Raw genomic sequence first — 17,723 nt, 5'->3', positions numbered from 1 at the left:
GGTCACCAGCCGCGCTCGGCGAGGCGGTGCGGCTGCGGGATCTCGTCGACGTTGATGCCGACCATCGCCTCGCCCAGCCCCCGGGACACCTTGGCCAGCACGTCCGGGTCGTCGTGGAAGGTGGTGGCCTTGACGATCGCGGCGGCCCGCTGGGCCGGGTTGCCCGACTTGAAGATGCCGGAGCCGACGAAGACGCCCTCCGCGCCGAGCTGCATCATCATCGCGGCGTCGGCAGGGGTGGCGATGCCGCCCGCGGTGAACAGCACCACCGGCAGCTTGCCCGTCTCGGCGACCTCCCGGACCAGCTCGTACGGGGCCTGCAACTCCTTGGCGGCGACGAACAGCTCGTCGGCCGGCAGGGAGCTGAGCCGGGCGATCTCCTGACGGATCCTCCGCATGTGCATGGTGGCGTTGGAGACGTCCCCGGTGCCCGCCTCACCCTTGGAGCGGATCATGGCCGCGCCCTCGGTGATCCGGCGCAGCGCCTCGCCCAGGTTGGTCGCGCCGCACACGAACGGGACGGTGAACGCCCACTTGTCGATGTGGTTGGCGTAGTCGGCAGGGGTCAGCACCTCGGACTCGTCGACGTAGTCGACGCCGAGCGACTGGAGGATCTGCGCCTCGACGAAGTGGCCGATGCGGGCCTTGGCCATCACCGGGATGGAGACGGCCGCGATGATGCCGTCGATCATGTCCGGGTCGCTCATCCGGGACACGCCGCCCTGGGCCCGGATGTCGGCAGGCACCCGCTCCAGCGCCATCACGGCCACCGCGCCGGCGTCCTCGGCGATCCTGGCCTGCTCGGCGGTGACCACGTCCATGATCACGCCACCCTTGAGCATCTCGGCCATGCCCCGCTTGACGCGGGCGGTGCCCCAGACCTGGGCGTCACCGGCGTTCGGGGAGGTCGTTTCGGGCACGGCTCATCACTCCTCGGACGTGCTGGGGGTGGGTTCCGGCTGATGCTACGACCGGGGCGACGCCGTTCCGACAGCCAATCGGCCCCACGGTGGCCTGCCCTGTGGCCCCCGTCACCCCGCCCCGGACCGTCCCGTCACCCCGCGACGGCGGGGTCCGCTCCGGCCGGCCCGGCCGTGGGTCAGCCCGTCGGGACGTCGGCGGGCAGGGCCAGCGTGGGGTCGTCGATGTCGAAGTAGCGCGGCCACGGGTGGCGACGGCCCATCCGGCACAACCGCACCAGCGGCCGGCTGCGCGCGGTACGGGCGTCGCGGACCAGGTCGGTGTGCACCTGCCGGGACAGGGCCAGCCGCCGGCTCGCCGCGATCACCGCCTCGCACGCGGGATCGACCGGGTCGAGCCGGACCGCCCGCAGTTGCCGGGTGAGGTCGTTCTCGGCCGCCTCCCGCTCCTCGGGAACGGCGTCCAGGGCGATCCGGGCCGCCGCGTACAGTTCGACGCCGTAGCGCTTCTCGGCCAGCACCGCCGCGGCGGCGGCCCGGCGCAGCAGGTGCGCGTCGAGCGCCCGCGCCGCCGACTCCGCCCGGGTCTGCAACCGCTCGACCCGACCGGCCGTCCAGACCAGGTAGACCCCGGTCAGGCCGACCAGGACCACGGTGGCCAGCACCGCCCACAGGTGCGGCATCGTCGTCACTCCCGACCACCCAGCCCCGTCCACTCCTGGTCGATGACCCGGCCGTCGGTGGCCTCGATGGCCGCCGCGTAGACCTCGAGCACCCGGCGGGCCACCACCGGCCAGTCGTAGTGGGCGACCACCTGGTCGCCGCAGGCGGTCAACGCGGCCCGCTGCTCCGGGTCGTCGAGGAGTTCGGCCAGGGCGGTGCGCAGACCTGCGGAGTCACCGGTCGGGAAGAGCCGGCCCGCCCGTCCACCGTCGAGCACCCGCCGGAACGCGTCCAGGTCGCTGGCGACAACGGTGGCACCGGCCGCGAGCGCCTCGGTGAGGATCATGCCGAACGACTCGCCGCCGGTGTTCGGCGCGACGTAGAGGTCGACGCTGCGCAGCATCCGGGCCTTGTCGACCTCGGAGACCAGGCCGAGGAACGTCACCCGGTCCCGGACCTCGACCGGGAACCGCCCGAACAGGTCGTCCGGGTCGCCGGGCCCGGCCACCAGGAGGCGCAACCCGGGCCGGTGCGGGGCCAGCGCGACGAAGGCGTCCCGCAGGATCGGGAAGCCCTTGCGGGCCTCGGTGAACCGGCCGAGGAAGCCCACCGTCCCACCCCGGCCCGGGGTGCACTCCCCCGGCCAGCCGGGCAACGGCTCGACCCCGGCGAACTTCGCCACCGCCACCCCGTTGGGGATCTCCACCGCCCCGCCGTCCAGGTGCTCGACCTGCACCTTGCGGGCCAACGCGCTGACCGCGATCCGGGCGGTGATCCGCTCCAGCAGGATCTGGAGCACCCCCTGGGCGGCGGCGAGCACCCGGGACCTGGTGATCGCGGTGTGGAAGGTGGCCACCACCGGGCCCTGGGCGGAGAGCACCGCCATCATCGACAGGCTCGGGATCAGCGGCTCGTGCACGTGCAGCACGTCGAAGTCGCCCCGGGTGATCCAGCGCCGCACCCGGGTGGTGGAGACCGGCCCGAACAACGCGATCCGGGCCACCGAGCCGTTGTACGGCAGCGGCACCGCCCGGCCGGCGGACACCACGTACGGCGGCAGCGTCGCCTCCTCGTCGGCGGGGGCCAGGACGCTCACCTCGTGCCCCAGCCCGAGCAGCGCCTCGGCCAGGTCCATGACGTGGTTCTGCACCCCGCCCGGGACGTCGAAGGAGTACGGGCACACGATGCCGATCCGCACTGGCGCCCCCTCCCTCAGACCGATCCGGCGCTGGCCGGGGGCGGCGGCGCGGTGGGCCCGCCGTCGGTGGAGCCCCGCTGGTCCAGCCACATCCGCTGCAACATGTGCCAGTCTTGCGGATGACGGGCGATGCCCGTTGCCAGACGGTCGGCAATCCGCTGGGTCAGTACCCGGACCCGCTCGTCCAACGGTGCGCTGTCCGGTTCGGGGACCGGCAGCGGGCCCTCCAACTGCGCGCGTGGCATCTCCGGTTCGTACCACAGCGAGGCAACGTAGAGCGGGGCGCCGGTGCGGATGGTCAGCAGGGCGGGGCCGGGCGGCATCTTGGTGCGCGCGCCGAAGAAGTCCACCTCGATGCCCCGGGCCGACAGGTCCCGGTCGGCCAGCAGCGGCACCACCGCACCGCTGCGCAGCCGGTCCACCAGCACGTCGAAGGCGGGGCGGGCACCGCCGTGGGTGGGCAGGATCTCCATGCCGAGACCCTGGCGGAAGGCGAGGAAACGCTCGTAGACACCCTCCGGCTTGAGCCGTTCGGCGACCGTGGTGATCGGCCAGCCGTTGGCCGCGACCCAGGCGCCGGCGGCGTCCCAGTTGCCGGCGTGTGGCAACGCCACCACCGCGCCCCGGCCGGCCGCCACGTCGGCGGCGAGCATCTCCGACCCGCCGAGGTGGAAGCCGGCGAGGATCTGCCGGCGGCTCAGCGACGGCAGCCGGAACGCCTCCATCCAGTACCTGGCGTACGACCGCAGCCCCTGCTTGACCAGCGCGTCCAGCTCCGGATCGGGAAGTTCGGGGCCGACCACCCGGCGCAGGTTGGCGCGTAGCCGGGTCGCGGCCTTGCCCCGGGCGCGGTGGGCGCGGTCGGCACCGGCCCGGAAGGCGGCGGCGACCACGGGCCGGGGCAGCGCGCGGGCCAGCCGCCAGCCGGCGACGTAGCCGAGTTCGGTGAGGTTCACTCCCGGCCGACCAGTTGCGCCTGCCGGTACACGTGGGCCACCCGCTGCCCGACCGTGAAGATCGACACGGCGGCGAGGAGCCAGAGCGAGATCTCCAGGGCCGGGCCGACCCCGAGGCCGGTGAGCAGCCCACCGATCCCGACGATCAGCAACCGTTCGGTCCGTTCCGCGACCCCCACGTTGCCGCTCATCCCCAGCCCCTCGGCGCGGGCCTTGACGTAGGAGACCAGGCCGCCGGCGGCCAGGCAGAGCAGCGCGGCGGCCACCCCGGAGTGGTTGCCCTCGGTGGCCAGCCAGTAGGCGACCGCGCCGAAGACCGCGCTGTCGGCGACGCGGTCCATCGACGAGTCGAGGAACGCGCCGAACCGGGTCGAGCCGCCGCTCATCCGGGCCATCGTCCCGTCGAGCATGTCGGTCAGCGCGAAGAACGTCACGATCAGCGCTCCGGCGACGAGCTGACCACGGGCGCCGAAACCGAGCGCGCCGACGAGCACGCCGACGGTGCCGGCCACGGTGACCACGTTGGGGGACACGCCGGCGCGGAGCAGACCGCGCGCGACCGGCTCCACGACGCGGGTCATCCCCGCGCGGGCCGTCACTTGGAAGATCTTCGCCATGGCGGTCCCACGATAACGGCCGGCAGCGGCGGGCGGTACGGCCGGTCGCCCGACCCGCCCGGAAGGCTTGTGCCGACCCCCTGCCGGGTGTGAGATCGGGGTGGAAGGTGAGCCAGCTCACCGTCACGGCCGTTGACCGTCGTCCGGCCGGCGGGTCACCGGAGGATAGCGCCGCGGCACCCGCCCTGGGCCCGCTTCCCGTCGCGCGCGGCGGTCGCCATCCACCACCGGCTGAGGGAGGTGCGCCGCGATGGCGCAGAAGAACCACGACAGGGGGGCCACCGGCGGCGTGCCGGCGGTGACCGACCCCGGCACGGTACGCAACGTGGTGCTGGTCGGGCACTCGGGGGCCGGCAAGACGACCCTGGTCGAGGCGCTGCTCGCGGCCAGCGGCACGATCGACCGGGCCGGCAGCGTCGCCGCCGGCACCACCGTCGGCGACCACGACCCCGCCGCGGTACGCCAGCAGCGTTCCGTCGCCCTGTCCTGCGCGCCGCTGGTGCACGCCGGGGTGACGGTGAACCTCCTGGACACCCCCGGGTACGGCGACTTCGTCGGCGAGCTGCGGGCCGGTCTGCGGGCCGCCGACGCGGTGCTGTTCGTGGTGTCCGCCGTCGACGGGATGGACGCCGCCACGGCCGCCCTGTGGGAAGAATGCGCCGCGGTCGACCTGCCGCGTGCGGTGGCGGTCGCCCGGCTGGACCATCCGCGCGCCGACTTCGACGAGGCGGTGGCGCTGTGCCAGCGGGTCTTCGGCGACAACGTGCTCCCGCTGCACCTGCCGATGCTCGGTGACGACGGCGAGTCGGTGGCCGGCCTGCTGGCGCTGGTCACCCGCCGGGTGCACGACTACTCGGCCGGGTTGCCCGCCGCCGTGCGGGACCCGGACCCGCAGCACCTGCCGGCGATCACCGAGTCACGGGGTGAGCTGATCGAGGGGATCATCGCCGAGAGCGAGGACGAGACCCTGATGGACCGCTACCTCGACGGCGAGGAGATCGACACCGGGGTGCTGCTCGCCGACCTGGAGAAGGCGGTCGCCCGGGGGCACTTCTACCCGGTGGTGCCGGTCTGCGCGGCCACCGGCGTCGGCCTGGACGTGCTGCTCGACGCCCTGGTGTCGGCGTTCCCGTCGCCCTTGGAGCGGCAGGTGCCGGCGGTCACCGGGCTGGACGGCTCCCCCCGCCCGCCGCTGGACTGCGACCCGGACGGCCCGCTGGTCGCCGAGGTGGTCCGGACCACCGTCGACCGGCACGTCGGCCGGGTCTGCCTGGTCCGGGTCTTCTCCGGCACCCTGCGCCCCGACCAGACGGTGCACGTCTGCGGGCACGGGATGGCCGACCGGGGCCACCCCGACCACGACGCCGACGAGCGGATCGGGCACGTCTACCGCCCGCTCGGGGCGGCCCTGCGGGAGGTGGACGCCTGCGTCGCGGGCGACATCTGCGCGATCACCAAGTCGGGCAGCGCGGAGACCGGCGACACCGTCTCGGCGCGCGACGAACCGCTGCTGATCGCGCCGTGGGAGATGCCGGAGCCGCTGCTGCCGGTGGCGGTGGCGGCCCGCAGCCGGGCCGACGAGGACGCCCTCGCCCGCAACCTGGGCCGGCTGATCGTCGGTGACCCGACGCTGCGGCTGGAACGCAACCCGCAGACCCACCAGCTGGTGCTGTGGTGCATGGGCGAGGCGCACGCCGACGTGGTGCTCGACCGGCTCCGGGCCGGCGGGGTGGAGCTGGACACCGAGCCGGTGCGGGTGCCGCTGCGGGAGACGTTCACGGTGGCCGCCACGGGGCACGGGCGGCACGTCAAGCAGTCCGGCGGGCACGGCCAGTACGCGGTCTGCGACCTCACGGTGGAGCCGTTGCCCCGGGGCGCGGGGGTCGAGTTCGTCGACCGGGTGGTCGGCGGGGCGGTGCCGCACCAGTACGTGCCGTCGGTGGAGAAGGGCGTCCGGGCGCAACTTTCGCGGGGGCTGGTCGCCGGGCAGCCGGTGGTGGACGTGCGGGTGACCCTGGTCGACGGCAAGGCGCACAGCGTCGACTCGTCCGACGCCGCGTTCCAGACCGCCGCCGCGCTCGCCCTGCGCGACGCCGCCGGGCGGGGCGAACCGACGCTGCTGGAGCCGGTCGACACGGTGCTGATCCGGGTGGCGGACTCCGCTGTCGGTGCGGTGCTGGGCGACCTGTCCGGCCGGCGGGGCCGGGTGCTCGGCACCGGGGCCGACCCGGACGCCGAGGGCCGCACCCTGATCCGGGCCGAGGTCCCCGCCCTGGAACTGCTGCGCTACGCCGTGGAGCTGCGGGCCCTGACCGCCGGCACCGGCACCTTCCGCCGGGAGTTCGCCCACTACGACCCGATGCCCGCCCACCTGACCAACGCCTTCACCCCCACCCCGAAATAACCCCTCCCCCTCCCCCTCCCCCCTCCCCCCACCTCGCCCCCGCCCCACCCTGGCAGCGTCGATCATGGAGTTGTGGTGGGGGTTGAGCCCCCATATGCCACGTATGCGGAGCCCCACAACTCCATGATCGACGGGGTGGGGTGGGGTGGGGTCGGGTGGGGTGGGGTGGGGGGTGGGGGTTAGGGGCGGGCGGTGGGGAGGGGGGGTAGTGGCCAGTGCGGCCGGTCGGCGTCGCGTAGCGCGGCCGTCCGCAGGGCGGCGAGTTGGCGTTCCACGGCGGCGAAGTGGTCCGGGGTGAGTGGGCCGAGGTGCAGCGCGGCGGCGTTCTCCTCCACCTGGGCGACGGTACGGCAGCCGGGGATCGGCACCGCCCGGCCGCTGCGCGCCCAGATCCAGCCCAACGCGCCCTGGACCAGGGTCCGGCCGTCGGCGGTCAGCGCGCCGCGTACGGCGGTGACCCGGCGCAGCCACTCCGGCGCGGGCCGGCCGCCCCGGAACCACTCCAGCCAGCCGGGGGCCATCCCGCGCACGTCGTCGCGGGGCAGCGTGGAGGCGGTCGTGTACTTGCCGGTGAGCAGCCCCATCCCGAGCGGCCCCCGGTTGACGCTGGCCAGGTCGTGTTTGTCGCAGGTGGCCAGCATCACCGGGGCGTCGCGCAGCACCGACAGGCTGTGCTGGATCGCGGTGGCGTGCGGGGCGGCCTGGGCGAAGCCGGCAGCCCGGTCGGCCCGGTCGGTGCTCCAGCCGTACGCCCGGACGAGGCCGTCGGCGACCAGGTCCTCGCAGGTCCCGACCAACGCCTCCACCCGGGGCAGCGGCAGGTCGCCCAGGTGCAGTTGATAGAGGTCGATCCGGTCGGTGTCCAGCCGGCGCAGCGAGGCGACGACCGCCCGCCGCAGGTACGCCGGGGAGGCGTCCTCGCCGGTGGCCTGCCGGGACCGTTCGTCGAAGGTGTACCCCCACTTGGTGGCGATCACCGCCTCGTCCCGGCGGCCGGCCAGCGCCCGCCCGAGGACCCGTTCACCGTGCCCCGCGCCGTACGTGTCGGCGGTGTCGAAGAGGGTCACGCCGAGGTCGAGCGCGCGGCGTACGGCCCGCACCGACTCCTCGTCGTCGACCGCGCCCCAGCCCAGCGGCTGGGACCCTTCGGCCCAGGGGCCACCGATCGCCCAGCACCCCATGCCGAGGGCGCTGACCTCGATGCCGCTGCGACCCAACACCCGTGTCGTCACTGCCATTGACGCATCGTGTCACCTTCCGGGCGGCGCGGCGGGCGAACCTGACCCAGCGTGCCCGATCGACCACATGCGACACCCGGTGGACGGCCCCGGCTCCGGGGTGGCGGTCAGCGGGGCAGGACGCGGGCCAGCGGCAGCGGCGTCGGCTGCCCCGGCCAGGCGCCGGTCAGCGTGCCGGCGTCCGACCCGCCGCCGGACGACCCGCCGCCGGACAGGCCCACACCGGACAGGCCGCCACCGGACAGGTCGACGCCGGACAACCGGCGGGCGACGGCCAGGTCGACGGGGTCGGTGCCGATCACTGTCGGGTCGCCGTCGCGCACCTGGCGGACCGCGCCGACGACGGTGGCCGGGACGCGGCCGGTGACGGCGACCGTCATGGACGGTTGGCGGGGCTCGCGTCCCGCGTCGGTCTCGAAGTACTCCTCGGCCTGGCCGACGCCGGTCCGGATCGCGGTGACCAGGGCGGCGGCGTAGACCGGGTCGCCGCAGGCGTCGTAGACCCAGCGGGGGCCGAGCACCGAGTGCCGGGTGGTGCCGACCAGCCACCGCTCGGCACCGGCCAGCGGCGCGCCCCGGTAGGTCAGCGGAACCTGGTACACGGGTGAGTCGCCGACCCGGACGAGCATCGTCTCGATGCCCACCTCGCCTGCCGGGTCGTCGAACCGGTAGGCGGCCACCCGGACCGGCTCACCACCGGCCGGGCCCGCGTACCACGGTTGGCCGGGCAGCCAGCCGGCCAGGAGTTCGAGTTTGCTCGGGCTGATCTCCGCCCGGTGCAGCAGCGCCATGGTCACCTCCTGGGTGCGGGCCGGTCAGGACGGCCAGGCGTGGGCGAGCAGTTCGCGGGTGTCGGAGAGCAGTTGCGGCAGCACCTTCGTGCGGCCGATCACCGGCATGAAGTTGATGTCCCCACCCCACCGGGGCACCACGTGCTGGTGCAGGTGGGCGGCGATGCCGGCACCTGCCACCCCGCCCTGGTTCATTCCCAGGTTGAACCCGTGTGCGCTGCTGACCTGCCGGACCACCCGCATCGCGGTCTGGGTGAACGCCGCCAGCTCCACCGTCTCGGCCTGGTCGAGTTCGGTGTAGTCGGCCACGTGCCGGTAGGGGCAGACCAGCAGGTGCCCCGGGTTGTACGGGTAGAGGTTGAGCACCGCGAAGACGTGGGCGCCCCGGGCCACCACCAGGCTCCGCTCCTGCGGCAACCCGGGGGCCAGGCAGAAGGGGCAGCCGGTGGGCTTCTCGTAGCCCCCCTCGGGGCGGTCCTCCCCGGAGATGTAGGTCATCCGGTGCGGGGTCCAGAGCCGGTCGAGCCCGTCCGCCAGGCCGTCGTCCGCCGAGCCGTGGTCCGTGTCGCCGTCGAGGTGCCGCTCCGCCCCAGTCACACCGCCGATCCTACGATCCCCCACCACGACCGCCACCGACCCGTCGGCACGCGGCCGGTGGCGGGCGGGGTCGGGCCGGGTCAGTCGGTGGCGGACGGCCCCGCGTTGGCCCGCGAGGAGACCACGTCGAGCACGTGGTCGACCGCCTCGGCGACCGGCACCCCGTTGCGCTGGGAACCGTCGCGGTAGCGGAACGAGACGGTGCCGGCGGCCACGTCGTCGTCCCCGGCGATCACCATGAACGGGATCTTCTGCTGCTGGGCGGTGCGGATCTTCTTCTGCATCCGGTCGTCACCGGCGTCGACCTGGGCCCGGATGCCCTTGGCGCGCAGCGCCGCGACGAAGCCGTGCAGATACTCGGTGTGGTCCTCGCGGATCGGGATGCCGACCACCTGCACCGGGGCCAGCCAGGCCGGGAACGCCCCGGCGTAGTGCTCGGTGAGCACCCCGAAGAACCGCTCGATCGACCCGAACAGCGCCCGGTGGATCATCACCGGCCGCTGCCGGCTGCCGTCGGCCGCCTGGTACTCCAGGCCGAACCGCTCGGGCAGGTTGAAGTCGACCTGGATGGTGGACATCTGCCAGGTCCGGCCGATGGCGTCCTTGGCCTGGACGGAGATCTTCGGCCCGTAGAACGCCGCGCCGCCCGGGTCGGGCACCAGGTGCAGGCCGGACTCCTCGGCGGCCGACCGCAGCGCCTCGGTGGCCCGCTCCCAGTTCGCGTCGGTGCCGACCGACTTGTCCGGGTTGCGGGTGGACAGTTCCAGGTAGAAGTCGTCCAGGCCGTAGTCGCGCAGCAGCTCCAGGACGAAGGCGAGCAGCGACTTCAGCTCGCCGGCCATCTGTTCCTCGGTGCAGAAGATGTGCGCGTCGTCCTGGGTCATCCCCCGGACCCGGGTCAGGCCGTGCACCACGCCCGACTTCTCGTACCGGTAGACCGTACCGAACTCGAACATCCGCAGCGGCAGCTCGCGGTAGGAGCGGCCCCGGGACCGGAAGATCAGGTCGTGCATCGGGCAGTTCATCGGCTTGAGGTAGTAGTTCGCCCCCTCCACCTCCATGGGGGGGAACATCCCGTCGGCGTACCAGTCGAGGTGCCCGGAGACCTCGTACAGGTGGCCCTTGGTGATGTGCGGGGTGTTGACGAACGAGTAGCCGGCCTCCTCGTGCTTGACCCGCGAGTAGTTCTCCATCTCCCGGCGGATGATGCCGCCCTTGGGGTGGAAGACCGCCAGGCCGGAGCCCAGCTCGTCGGGGAAGCTGAACAGGTCGAGGTCCACCCCGAGCTTGCGGTGGTCGCGCCGGGCGGCCTCCTCCAGCAGCTTCAGGTATGCCTTCAGCTCGTCGCGGGTCGGCCAGGCGGTGCCGTACACCCGCTGGAGCTGCGGGTTCTTCTCCGACCCACGCCAGTAGGCGGCGGCCGAGCGCATCAGCTTGAACGCGCCGATCAGCCGGGTGTTCGGCAGGTGCGGGCCCCGGCACAGATCCGACCAGCAGACCTTGTCCTCGCCGGCGGCGAGGTTGTCGTAGATGGTCAGCTCGCCGCCGCCCACCTCCATCACCTCGCTGGTGTCCAGCCCCTCGCCCTTGACCTCGATCAGCTCCAGCTTGAACGGCTCGGCGGCCAACTCGGCCCGCGCCTCGTCGAGGCTGCCGAAGCGGCGGCGGCGGAACCGCTGGCCGGACTTGACGATCTCCTGCATCCGCTTTTCCAGCTTGGCCAGGTCGTCGGGCTGGAACGGCTTGTCGACGGCGAAGTCGTAGTAGAAGCCGTTCTCGATCGGCGGGCCGATGCCCAGCTTGGCCTCGGGGAAGACGTCCTGCACGGCCTGGGCGAGCACGTGCGCGGTGGAGTGCCGCAGCACGTCGAGCCCGTCCGGCGAGTCGAGGCTGACCGGTTCGACGGTGGTGTCCTCGGCGGGGGTCCAGTCCAGGTCGCGGAGCTGGCCCTGCGGGTCGCGGACCACCACGACCGCCTTCGGGCCGGCGGCGGGCAGCCCGGCCGCGGCCACCGCGTCGGCCGCCGTCGTCCCGGCGGCCACGACGACGGGGTCGGCCACGACGGGGGTACGGGGTGCGGACACGGTGAACTCCTCAACGGCAGGCGGCACGGATAGGCCGGACGCGCCGGCTGCTTCGATGCTATCGGTCCCGCCGTCGCCCCCGGTCGCCGGGAAAGGATGCCCGGTCGCGGTATCGACACGCGCCGGCGTTGAACCTTTTCGGCCCGCCGTCCGAACTACCAGGTGTGGCCGGAGCCGGTGTCGGCCACGGCGAGACGGATGGGGGCGGAAGATGACGACGATCCGTGCCGGCTTTCGGCGGCGTCGGACCGTGCTGGTGCTGGCGGCGGTGGCGGCCGGGGTGTTCGGCGCCCCGGGCGCGGCGCTGGCGGACGGGCTGACGTCCAGCCCGAGCCAGGCGGTCCAGGGCGACGCGGTGGAGCTGACGTTCGTGGTGCCCGAGCAGCGGCCCGGCGCGCGCACCGAGAAGATCGAGTTCAGGATGCCGCCGGACGCCCCGATCGGCGAGGTGTACCCGCTGTCGGTGGACGGTTGGGCACCCCTGATCACCTCCCGCGAGCTGGAAGCGCCGGTGGCCGGCATCCACGCCCCGTCGGTGAGCACGGTGACCTCGGCGGTGGTCTGGACCCGGGGTGCCGGGCCGGCGATCCCGGGTCCGGCCCGGCTCTCGGTGGCCATGGGCCCGCTGCCGCAGGCCGACCGGATGACCTTCGAGGTGGTGCAGACCTACTCCGACGGGACGGTGGTGCGCTGGGCCGACCCGGCCGGGGGTGGGCATCCCGCCCCGTCGCTGGCGCTGGTGCCGCCGGCTCCCGGCGCGGCGACCGGGCACCACGGCGGCGCGGCCGACGGGACGGACGCCCAGGCGGCCCCCGCCGCCGACGCCGCGCCGGCCGACGACGGCGGTCCCAGTGCGGATCTGCTGCTCGGCGGCGGCCTGCTGGTCGGGTTGGGTGGCGGCGCGGCGATCGGCTGGGTGGCGAGCCAGTCGCGTCGCCGGGCCGCCGCCGACGACGCGCGGGACGACGATCCGACGGCGGACCCCGGCTCCGCCCCCGGCGAACGGGGCTGGCGGCTCGACGGGCACGCCCACACCGGCACCGAGCGGGTGTCGACGCGCTGAGCGTCGGCCGGGCCGGTTCAGTCCAGCCACTCCGGCAGCGCCTCCCGGGCGGCCACCCAGTCGGCGGGCACCCCGCCGGGCGTGCCGACCCCGGTGTGGCCGCCGATGATCCCGCCGACGATCGCGGCGGTGGTGTCGACGTCCCCGCCCGCCTCGACGCAGGCGTGGATGGCGGCCGGGTAGTCGGCCAGGTGGGTGGCGACCACCCAGAGGGTGAACGCGACCGTGTCCTGGGCGGTCACCCGCGCGCCGTTGCCCAGCGCCGCGACGGCCTCGTCGAGGCCGCGGCCGAGCAGGCCGATCGCCCGGCGTACCCCCCGGTGCACGGCGCTGGCCGGGTCGACCGACCCGGCGACGGTGCTGAGCAGCCGGGTCACGTCGGGACGGGGTTCCCCGTCCAGCCGGGCCCGGGCGGCGAGCGAGGCGGCGACGGCCACCGCGACCGCGCCGGCGATGCCCTCCGGGTGGGCGTGGGTGACCTCGGCGCTGACCCGGGCCCGGGACGCCGCGCGGGTGGTCGAGTCGGCGTACCAGGCGCCGAGCGGGGCGACCCGCATCGCCGCGCCGTTGCCGCAGGAGCCCTCGCCGTCGAAGGCCGACGCGGCGGCCACCGGCCACGGGGTGCCGGTGCGGATCAGTCGCAGGATGGTCACCGCGCCGGGCCCGTAGCCCCGGTAGGGCTCGGCCCGGGTGGCGAAGGCCAGCGCCAGCCGGTCGGCGTCGACGTCCCCGTGGGTGGCGAGTTCGGCGAGCACCGAGCAGGCCATCTCGGTGTCGTCGGTCCACTGCCAGGGCGGCGGGGGCAGCCGGCCGGCCGCGAGGTCGTCGGGTCGCCGGCCCGGGACGAAGAACTGCGAACCGAGGGCGTCGCCGACGGACAGCCCGGCGAGGCTGTCCCGGGCCAACGCCAGCCGGGCGTCGGGAAACAGGGTGAACGGCATCGTCGTACCATTTTGCCCGGTTCGCCGATACGCCGCAACGCGCCCGACTTGCCACGGGCAGTACGGTGCTGACGTGGCCACCGTGCTCCTGGTCGAAGACGACCACGTCGTCCGTGGCGCGATGCTGCGTTCGCTCAGTGAACGGGGGCACGCGGTGCACGCGGTCGGCACGGCGCTGGACGCGCTGCGTCGGGTCGCCGCCGAGACCCCCGACCTGGTCGTGCTCGACCTGGGCCTGCCCGACCTCGACGGCTCGGACGCGCTGCGGATGCTGCGTGGCATCACCGACGTGCCGATCATCATCGCCACCGCCCGCGACGACGAGCAGTCGGTGGTCCGCCTGCTGCGGGCCGGCGCGGACGACTACATGGTCAAACCGTTCACCGGTGCCCACCTGGACGCCCGGATCACCACCGTGCTGCGCCGGGTAGGCCGGGCCAGCCGGACGGTCGCGCCGGCCGTGCACACCGTCGGCGGGCTGCGGGTGGACGTGGGTGAGCGCAGCGCGGTGCTCGACGGGGAGCCGCTGGCGCTCACCCGTAAGGAATTCGACCTGCTGGCGTACCTGGCGGCGCGGCCCGGCCGGGTGGTGTCCCGGCGGGAACTCTTGGAGGAGGTATGGCGCCAACCGTCGGTCGGCGAGGACCAGACCATCGACGTGCACCTGTACTGGCTGCGCCGAAAGATGGGCGAGTCCGCGGCGAAGCCGCGCTACCTGCGCACCGTGCGGGGGGTGGGGTTCCGGCTGGTGGCCCCCGACTGAGGCCGGCGCTTGCCGCGTTGACGGCCGGGATGTGCGCGCTTGTCGCGTCGGCGTTCCTCGTCCCGCTCGGGTTGACCCTGCGTGAGGAGGTGCGCGAGGAGGCGCTTGCCGACGCGGCGCGGCGCGGGGCGCTGGTCACCGGCGCGCTCGCCGTCAGCACCGAGCCGGCGGCGGTCCGCCGCGCGGTCGAGGCCACCGGGGACGACCCGGTGACCCGTCCGGTGGTGCACGGGCTGGCCGGGGAGCAGCCGGCCGGCCGGGCGTCGGTCGACGACCTGGCGCGGGCGCGGGCCGGGGAGCAGTCCCGGGTGGTCGACGTCGACGGCGGGCTGCTGCGGCTCGACCCGGTGGTGCTCGACGGCCGGGTCGCCGTGGTCGAGGTCTTCGTGCCCGACGCCGTCCTCGACGAGGGGGCGGGCGGCACCTGGCTGCTGCTCGCCGGGGTGGCCGTGGCGCTGGTCGGCGCGGCGGTGATCGTGGTGGACCGGGTCGCCGGGCGGGCGGTCGACTCCACCCGGGCCCTGGTCCGCGCCGCGCTCGCCGTGGGCGACGGTGACCTGGGGGTACGGGTCGAGCCGAGCGGCCCGCGCGAGCTGGCCGAGGCGGGGTACGCGTTCAACCGGATGGCCGACCGGCTGGTCGCCGCCCGCACCGACGAGCGGGAACTGGTGGCGGACCTGTCGCACCGGCTGCGTACCCCGTTGACGGTGCTGCGGCTCGACGCCGAGGGGCTGGACTCCGACGACACCAGCGTCGGCTCGTTCAGCGCGGCGGAGCTGGACCGGCGGCGGACGATCCGGCGCATCCGGCAGGCGATCGTCACCCTGGAGGGCGAGATCGACGTGCTGATCAAGACGACGCGCAAGGCGGTGGCGCACGAGGCCGGGCCGGCCGAGTGCGACGTCAGCGAGGTGGTCCGGGACCGGATGGTGTTCTGGGCGGCGCTGGCCGGCGACCAGAACCGCCCGCACCGGGTCAGCGGCGCGCAGTTGCGGATTCCGGTGCCGGTGCCCCGGGCCGAACTGGCCGCCGCCCTGGACGCGGTGATCGGCAACGTCTTCCGCTACACCCCGCAGGGCACCGCGTTCGAGGTGGCCGTCTCCCGCCGGGACGGGTACGTGGCGATCCGGATCGACGACGCCGGGCCGGGCATCGCGAACCCGGACCGGGCGTTGCGGCGCGGGGCCAGCGACCAGGGCTCGACCGGGTTGGGCCTGGACATCGCGAGGCGGGTGGCGTTGCAGGCCAACGGCTCGGTCAGCCTCGACCGGGCCCGCCTGGGCGGGGCGAGCGTGGTGATGCTGCTGGCCGATCCGCAGGCCACGCCCCGGCAGGTCAACCGGTTCGGGCTGGTGGGCCGGATGGCGCGGGAGGCCCGGGAGCAGAAGGGCGGGGGCCGCCGCTGGCCCCGGCAGCGGCCCACCGACGGTTGAGGAACGGGCGCTGACTGTGCTGTGGCGCAAGGTTTCCTTAGATCCGGATTAACGACGGCGACGCGGGTCCGGCGCGCTGAGAGGATCAGGTCCGAACCCAACGGTTCCACCGGCCTGTCGCCCCTGACACCCACCGGCCGGTGGATCGGTACGCGCGGCGGGGGCACGGTCCCCCACACCAGCTCCCGCCGCGTGTACACCACTCTTCCCGGTCACCCGTGACGGTTCAGCGGGTCGCCACGAAGGCGTCGATCTCGGTGATGATGCGGGCCTGCCCGGCCGGGTCGAGGAACGACGCGGACACCGCCTCCCGGGCCAGCGCCGCGAGTCCGTCGGGGCCGGTGTCGAGCAGTCGGGCGGCGACGGCGTACTCGTCGTTGAGGGTGGTGCCGAACATCGGCGGGTCGTCGGAGTTGATGGTGACCCGGACGCCCGCGTCAACGAGCCGGCGCAGCGGGTGCTCTTCGATCCGGGCGACGGCCCGGGTCCGTACGTTGGACGTCGGGCAGACCTCCAGCGGGATGCGCCGCTCGGCCAGGTACGCGAGCAGCTCCGGGTCCTGCGCGGCGGAGATGCCGTGGCCGATCCGCTCGGCGCCCAGCTCGCGCAGGGCGTCCCAGACGGTCTGCGGGCCGGTGGTCTCCCCGGCGTGCGGCACGGAACGCAGCCCGGCCGCCCGTGCCTGGTCGAAGTACGGCTTGAACTGCGGCCGGGGCACCCCGATCTCGGGGCCGCCGAGGCCGAAGGCGACCAGCCCGTCGGGGCGCTCGTCGAGGCTGATCCGCAGGGTCTCCTCGGCGGCCGGCAGGCCGGCCTCGCCGGGGATGTCGAAGCACCAGCGCAGCGCGATGCCGAAGTCGGCCTCGGCGCGGCGGCGGGCGTCCTCGATCGCCTCGCAGAACGCCGGTGCGGGGATGCCCCGGCGCACGTGCGAGTAGGGGGTGACGGTCAGCTCGGCGTAGCGGACCTGCTGGCGGGCCAGTTCCCGGGCCACCTCGTGGGTGAGCAGCCAGACGTCGTCGGGGTCGCGGATCAGGTCGACGACGCTGAGGTAGATCTCGATGAAGTGGGCGAAGTCGCGGAACGCGAAGTAGTCGGCGAGCGCGTCCGGGTCCGCCGGGACGGGGCTGCGTCCCTCGTGCCGGGCGGCCAGTTCGGCGACGATCCGGGGGGACGCGGAGCCCACGTGGTGCACGTGCAGCTCCACCTTGGGCAGTTCGGCGATGAAGGCGGACAGGTCGGTCACTGCTGCTCCTTGTGCCGGGCACCCGTACGGGCGACCACGAAGATCCGACGGAACGGGAAGTACACCTGACCCTGCCGTACCGGGTACGCGCGGGCCAACAGGTTCCCCAGCGCGGCGCGGAAGCCGGCGAGGGCGGTGTCGGCCAGCGCCGCCCGAACGGGCCGCAGGGCGGTGCCGTCCAGCCAGGTCAGCACGGGATGTTCGGCGTCGGTGGGGGCGGGCAGCCGGTGCAGGTAGGTGGTCTCCCAGGCGTCGACCGCGCAGCCGGCGGCGGTCAGCGCGGTGGCGTACCCGACCGGGTCGTCGACGGGGTCCTCGCGCAGCAGCGGTCGGACGGTGGCCGCCCAGCGGGGGTCGGCGGCGACCTCGCGCAGCGCCCGGTGCGAGGGGCCGGCGAAGTTGCCGGGCACCTGGAACGCCAGCCACCCGCCTGGCGGCAGCGCGCCGGCCCAGCGGCGCAGCAGGGCCGGGTGGTCGGGCACCCACTGGAGCACCGCGTTGGCGACCAGCACGTCCACGTCGGGGGTGGGCCGCCAGTCGGTGACGTCGCCGACGGTGAACGTGACGGGGGTGTCGAGCGTGCGGGCCCGCCCGATCATCTCCGGGGAGGAGTCGAGGCCGGTGATCCGGGCGTCCGGCCAGCGCCGGGCGAGGGTCGCGGTCAGGGTGCCCGGACCGCAGCCGAGGTCGACCACCGCGCGTGGCCGGTCGGCGTCGACCCGGGCCAGCAGGTCGTGGAACGGGCGGGACCGCTCGTCGCCGTAGCGCAGGTAACTGCCCGGGTCCCACATGACCAACCCCCCATACCG

The 17,723-nt window shown here is 74.5% G+C and carries 16 protein-coding genes; 4 read left to right on the top strand and 12 right to left on the bottom strand.

Annotation, left to right across the window (positions count from 1 at the left end):
- Positions 1-2: 2 nt before the first annotated feature.
- The 5 genes from pdxS to pgsA form a co-directional block, all read right to left on the bottom strand.
- Positions 3-920: a pyridoxal 5'-phosphate synthase lyase subunit PdxS gene (gene pdxS, locus Q2K16_RS31315; RefSeq protein ID WP_302742168.1), complete on the bottom strand. Its 918-nt coding sequence runs from the start codon at positions 918-920 to the stop codon at positions 3-5.
- A 179-nt stretch (positions 921-1,099) separates the two neighbouring features.
- Positions 1,100-1,603: a hypothetical protein gene (locus Q2K16_RS31310; RefSeq protein WP_302742166.1), complete on the bottom strand. Its 504-nt coding sequence runs from the start codon at positions 1,601-1,603 to the stop codon at positions 1,100-1,102.
- A gap of 5 nt (positions 1,604-1,608) precedes the next feature.
- Positions 1,609-2,781 (bottom strand): glycosyltransferase family 4 protein, encoded by a 1,173-nt coding sequence (locus Q2K16_RS31305; protein ID WP_302742164.1) that lies wholly within the window; start codon positions 2,779-2,781, stop codon positions 1,609-1,611.
- A 14-nt stretch (positions 2,782-2,795) separates the two neighbouring features.
- Positions 2,796-3,737 carry a phosphatidylinositol mannoside acyltransferase gene (locus Q2K16_RS31300; RefSeq protein ID WP_302742163.1) on the bottom strand — a complete coding sequence of 314 codons (942 nt, stop codon included), beginning with the start codon at positions 3,735-3,737 and terminating at the stop codon, positions 2,796-2,798.
- Entirely contained in the window at positions 3,734-4,354 is a 621-nt protein-coding gene (pgsA, locus tag Q2K16_RS31295; RefSeq protein ID WP_302742161.1) for a phosphatidylinositol phosphate synthase, read from the bottom strand. The genes Q2K16_RS31300 and pgsA overlap by 4 nt, the downstream gene beginning before the upstream one ends.
- Before the next feature lie 250 nt (positions 4,355-4,604).
- Here pgsA and Q2K16_RS31290 point away from each other — a divergent pair, with 250 nt between their 5' ends.
- Complete coding sequence (locus Q2K16_RS31290) at positions 4,605-6,758, top strand: elongation factor G-like protein EF-G2 (protein ID WP_302742159.1); 2,154 nt, start codon at positions 4,605-4,607, stop codon at positions 6,756-6,758.
- 179 nt (positions 6,759-6,937) lie between these two features.
- Here the strand turns inward: Q2K16_RS31290 and Q2K16_RS31285 are convergent, their stop codons facing one another.
- The 4 genes from Q2K16_RS31285 to thrS all read right to left on the bottom strand — a co-directional run bounded on the left by Q2K16_RS31285 (position 6,938) and on the right by thrS (position 11,468).
- On the bottom strand, positions 6,938-7,996 hold the full coding sequence (locus tag Q2K16_RS31285; protein WP_302742158.1) for an aldo/keto reductase: 1,059 nt from the start codon (positions 7,994-7,996) through the stop codon (positions 6,938-6,940).
- Positions 7,997-8,103: 107 nt separating this feature from the next.
- Positions 8,104-8,787, bottom strand: coding sequence for a CG0192-related protein (locus Q2K16_RS31280; protein WP_302742156.1), 684 nt, complete (start codon positions 8,785-8,787; stop codon positions 8,104-8,106).
- A gap of 24 nt (positions 8,788-8,811) precedes the next feature.
- Complete coding sequence (locus Q2K16_RS31275) at positions 8,812-9,384, bottom strand: HIT family protein (protein ID WP_489671834.1); 573 nt, start codon at positions 9,382-9,384, stop codon at positions 8,812-8,814.
- Between the two features lie 80 nt (positions 9,385-9,464).
- The gene (gene thrS / locus Q2K16_RS31270; RefSeq protein ID WP_302742154.1) at positions 9,465-11,468 is read right to left on the bottom strand and encodes a threonine--tRNA ligase; all 2,004 of its coding nucleotides are present in this window, start codon (positions 11,466-11,468) and stop codon (positions 9,465-9,467) included.
- Between the two features lie 211 nt (positions 11,469-11,679).
- Here thrS and Q2K16_RS31265 point away from each other — a divergent pair, with 211 nt between their 5' ends.
- Positions 11,680-12,531, top strand: a complete 852-nt coding sequence (locus Q2K16_RS31265) for a DUF1775 domain-containing protein (RefSeq protein WP_302742153.1) — start codon at positions 11,680-11,682, stop codon at positions 12,529-12,531.
- Between the two features lie 17 nt (positions 12,532-12,548).
- Here Q2K16_RS31265 and Q2K16_RS31260 read toward each other — a convergent pair whose 3' ends face one another.
- Positions 12,549-13,472: an ADP-ribosylglycohydrolase family protein gene (locus tag Q2K16_RS31260; RefSeq protein ID WP_302742151.1), complete on the bottom strand. Its 924-nt coding sequence runs from the start codon at positions 13,470-13,472 to the stop codon at positions 12,549-12,551.
- 73 nt (positions 13,473-13,545) lie between these two features.
- Here Q2K16_RS31260 and Q2K16_RS31255 point away from each other — a divergent pair, with 73 nt between their 5' ends.
- Positions 13,546-14,235 carry a response regulator transcription factor gene (locus tag Q2K16_RS31255; RefSeq protein WP_145918861.1) on the top strand — a complete coding sequence of 230 codons (690 nt, stop codon included), beginning with the start codon at positions 13,546-13,548 and terminating at the stop codon, positions 14,233-14,235.
- A 29-nt stretch (positions 14,236-14,264) separates the two neighbouring features.
- Complete coding sequence (locus Q2K16_RS31250) at positions 14,265-15,668, top strand: HAMP domain-containing sensor histidine kinase (protein WP_302742149.1); 1,404 nt, start codon at positions 14,265-14,267, stop codon at positions 15,666-15,668.
- Between the two features lie 226 nt (positions 15,669-15,894).
- Here Q2K16_RS31250 and Q2K16_RS31245 read toward each other — a convergent pair whose 3' ends face one another.
- Positions 15,895-16,914, bottom strand: a complete 1,020-nt coding sequence (locus tag Q2K16_RS31245) for an adenosine deaminase (protein ID WP_302742147.1) — start codon at positions 16,912-16,914, stop codon at positions 15,895-15,897.
- On the bottom strand, positions 16,911-17,705 hold the full coding sequence (locus Q2K16_RS31240; protein WP_302746680.1) for a trans-aconitate 2-methyltransferase: 795 nt from the start codon (positions 17,703-17,705) through the stop codon (positions 16,911-16,913). The genes Q2K16_RS31245 and Q2K16_RS31240 overlap by 4 nt, the downstream gene beginning before the upstream one ends.
- Positions 17,706-17,723: the final 18 nt, after the last annotated feature.

This window comes from Micromonospora cynarisoli (assembly GCF_030518815.1).
GTDB classification, from domain to species: Bacteria; Actinomycetota; Actinomycetes; order Mycobacteriales; family Micromonosporaceae; genus Micromonospora; species Micromonospora wenchangensis.
Note: the sequence above shows the minus strand (reverse complement) of the source record. Positions and strands in the feature narration are given on the sequence as shown.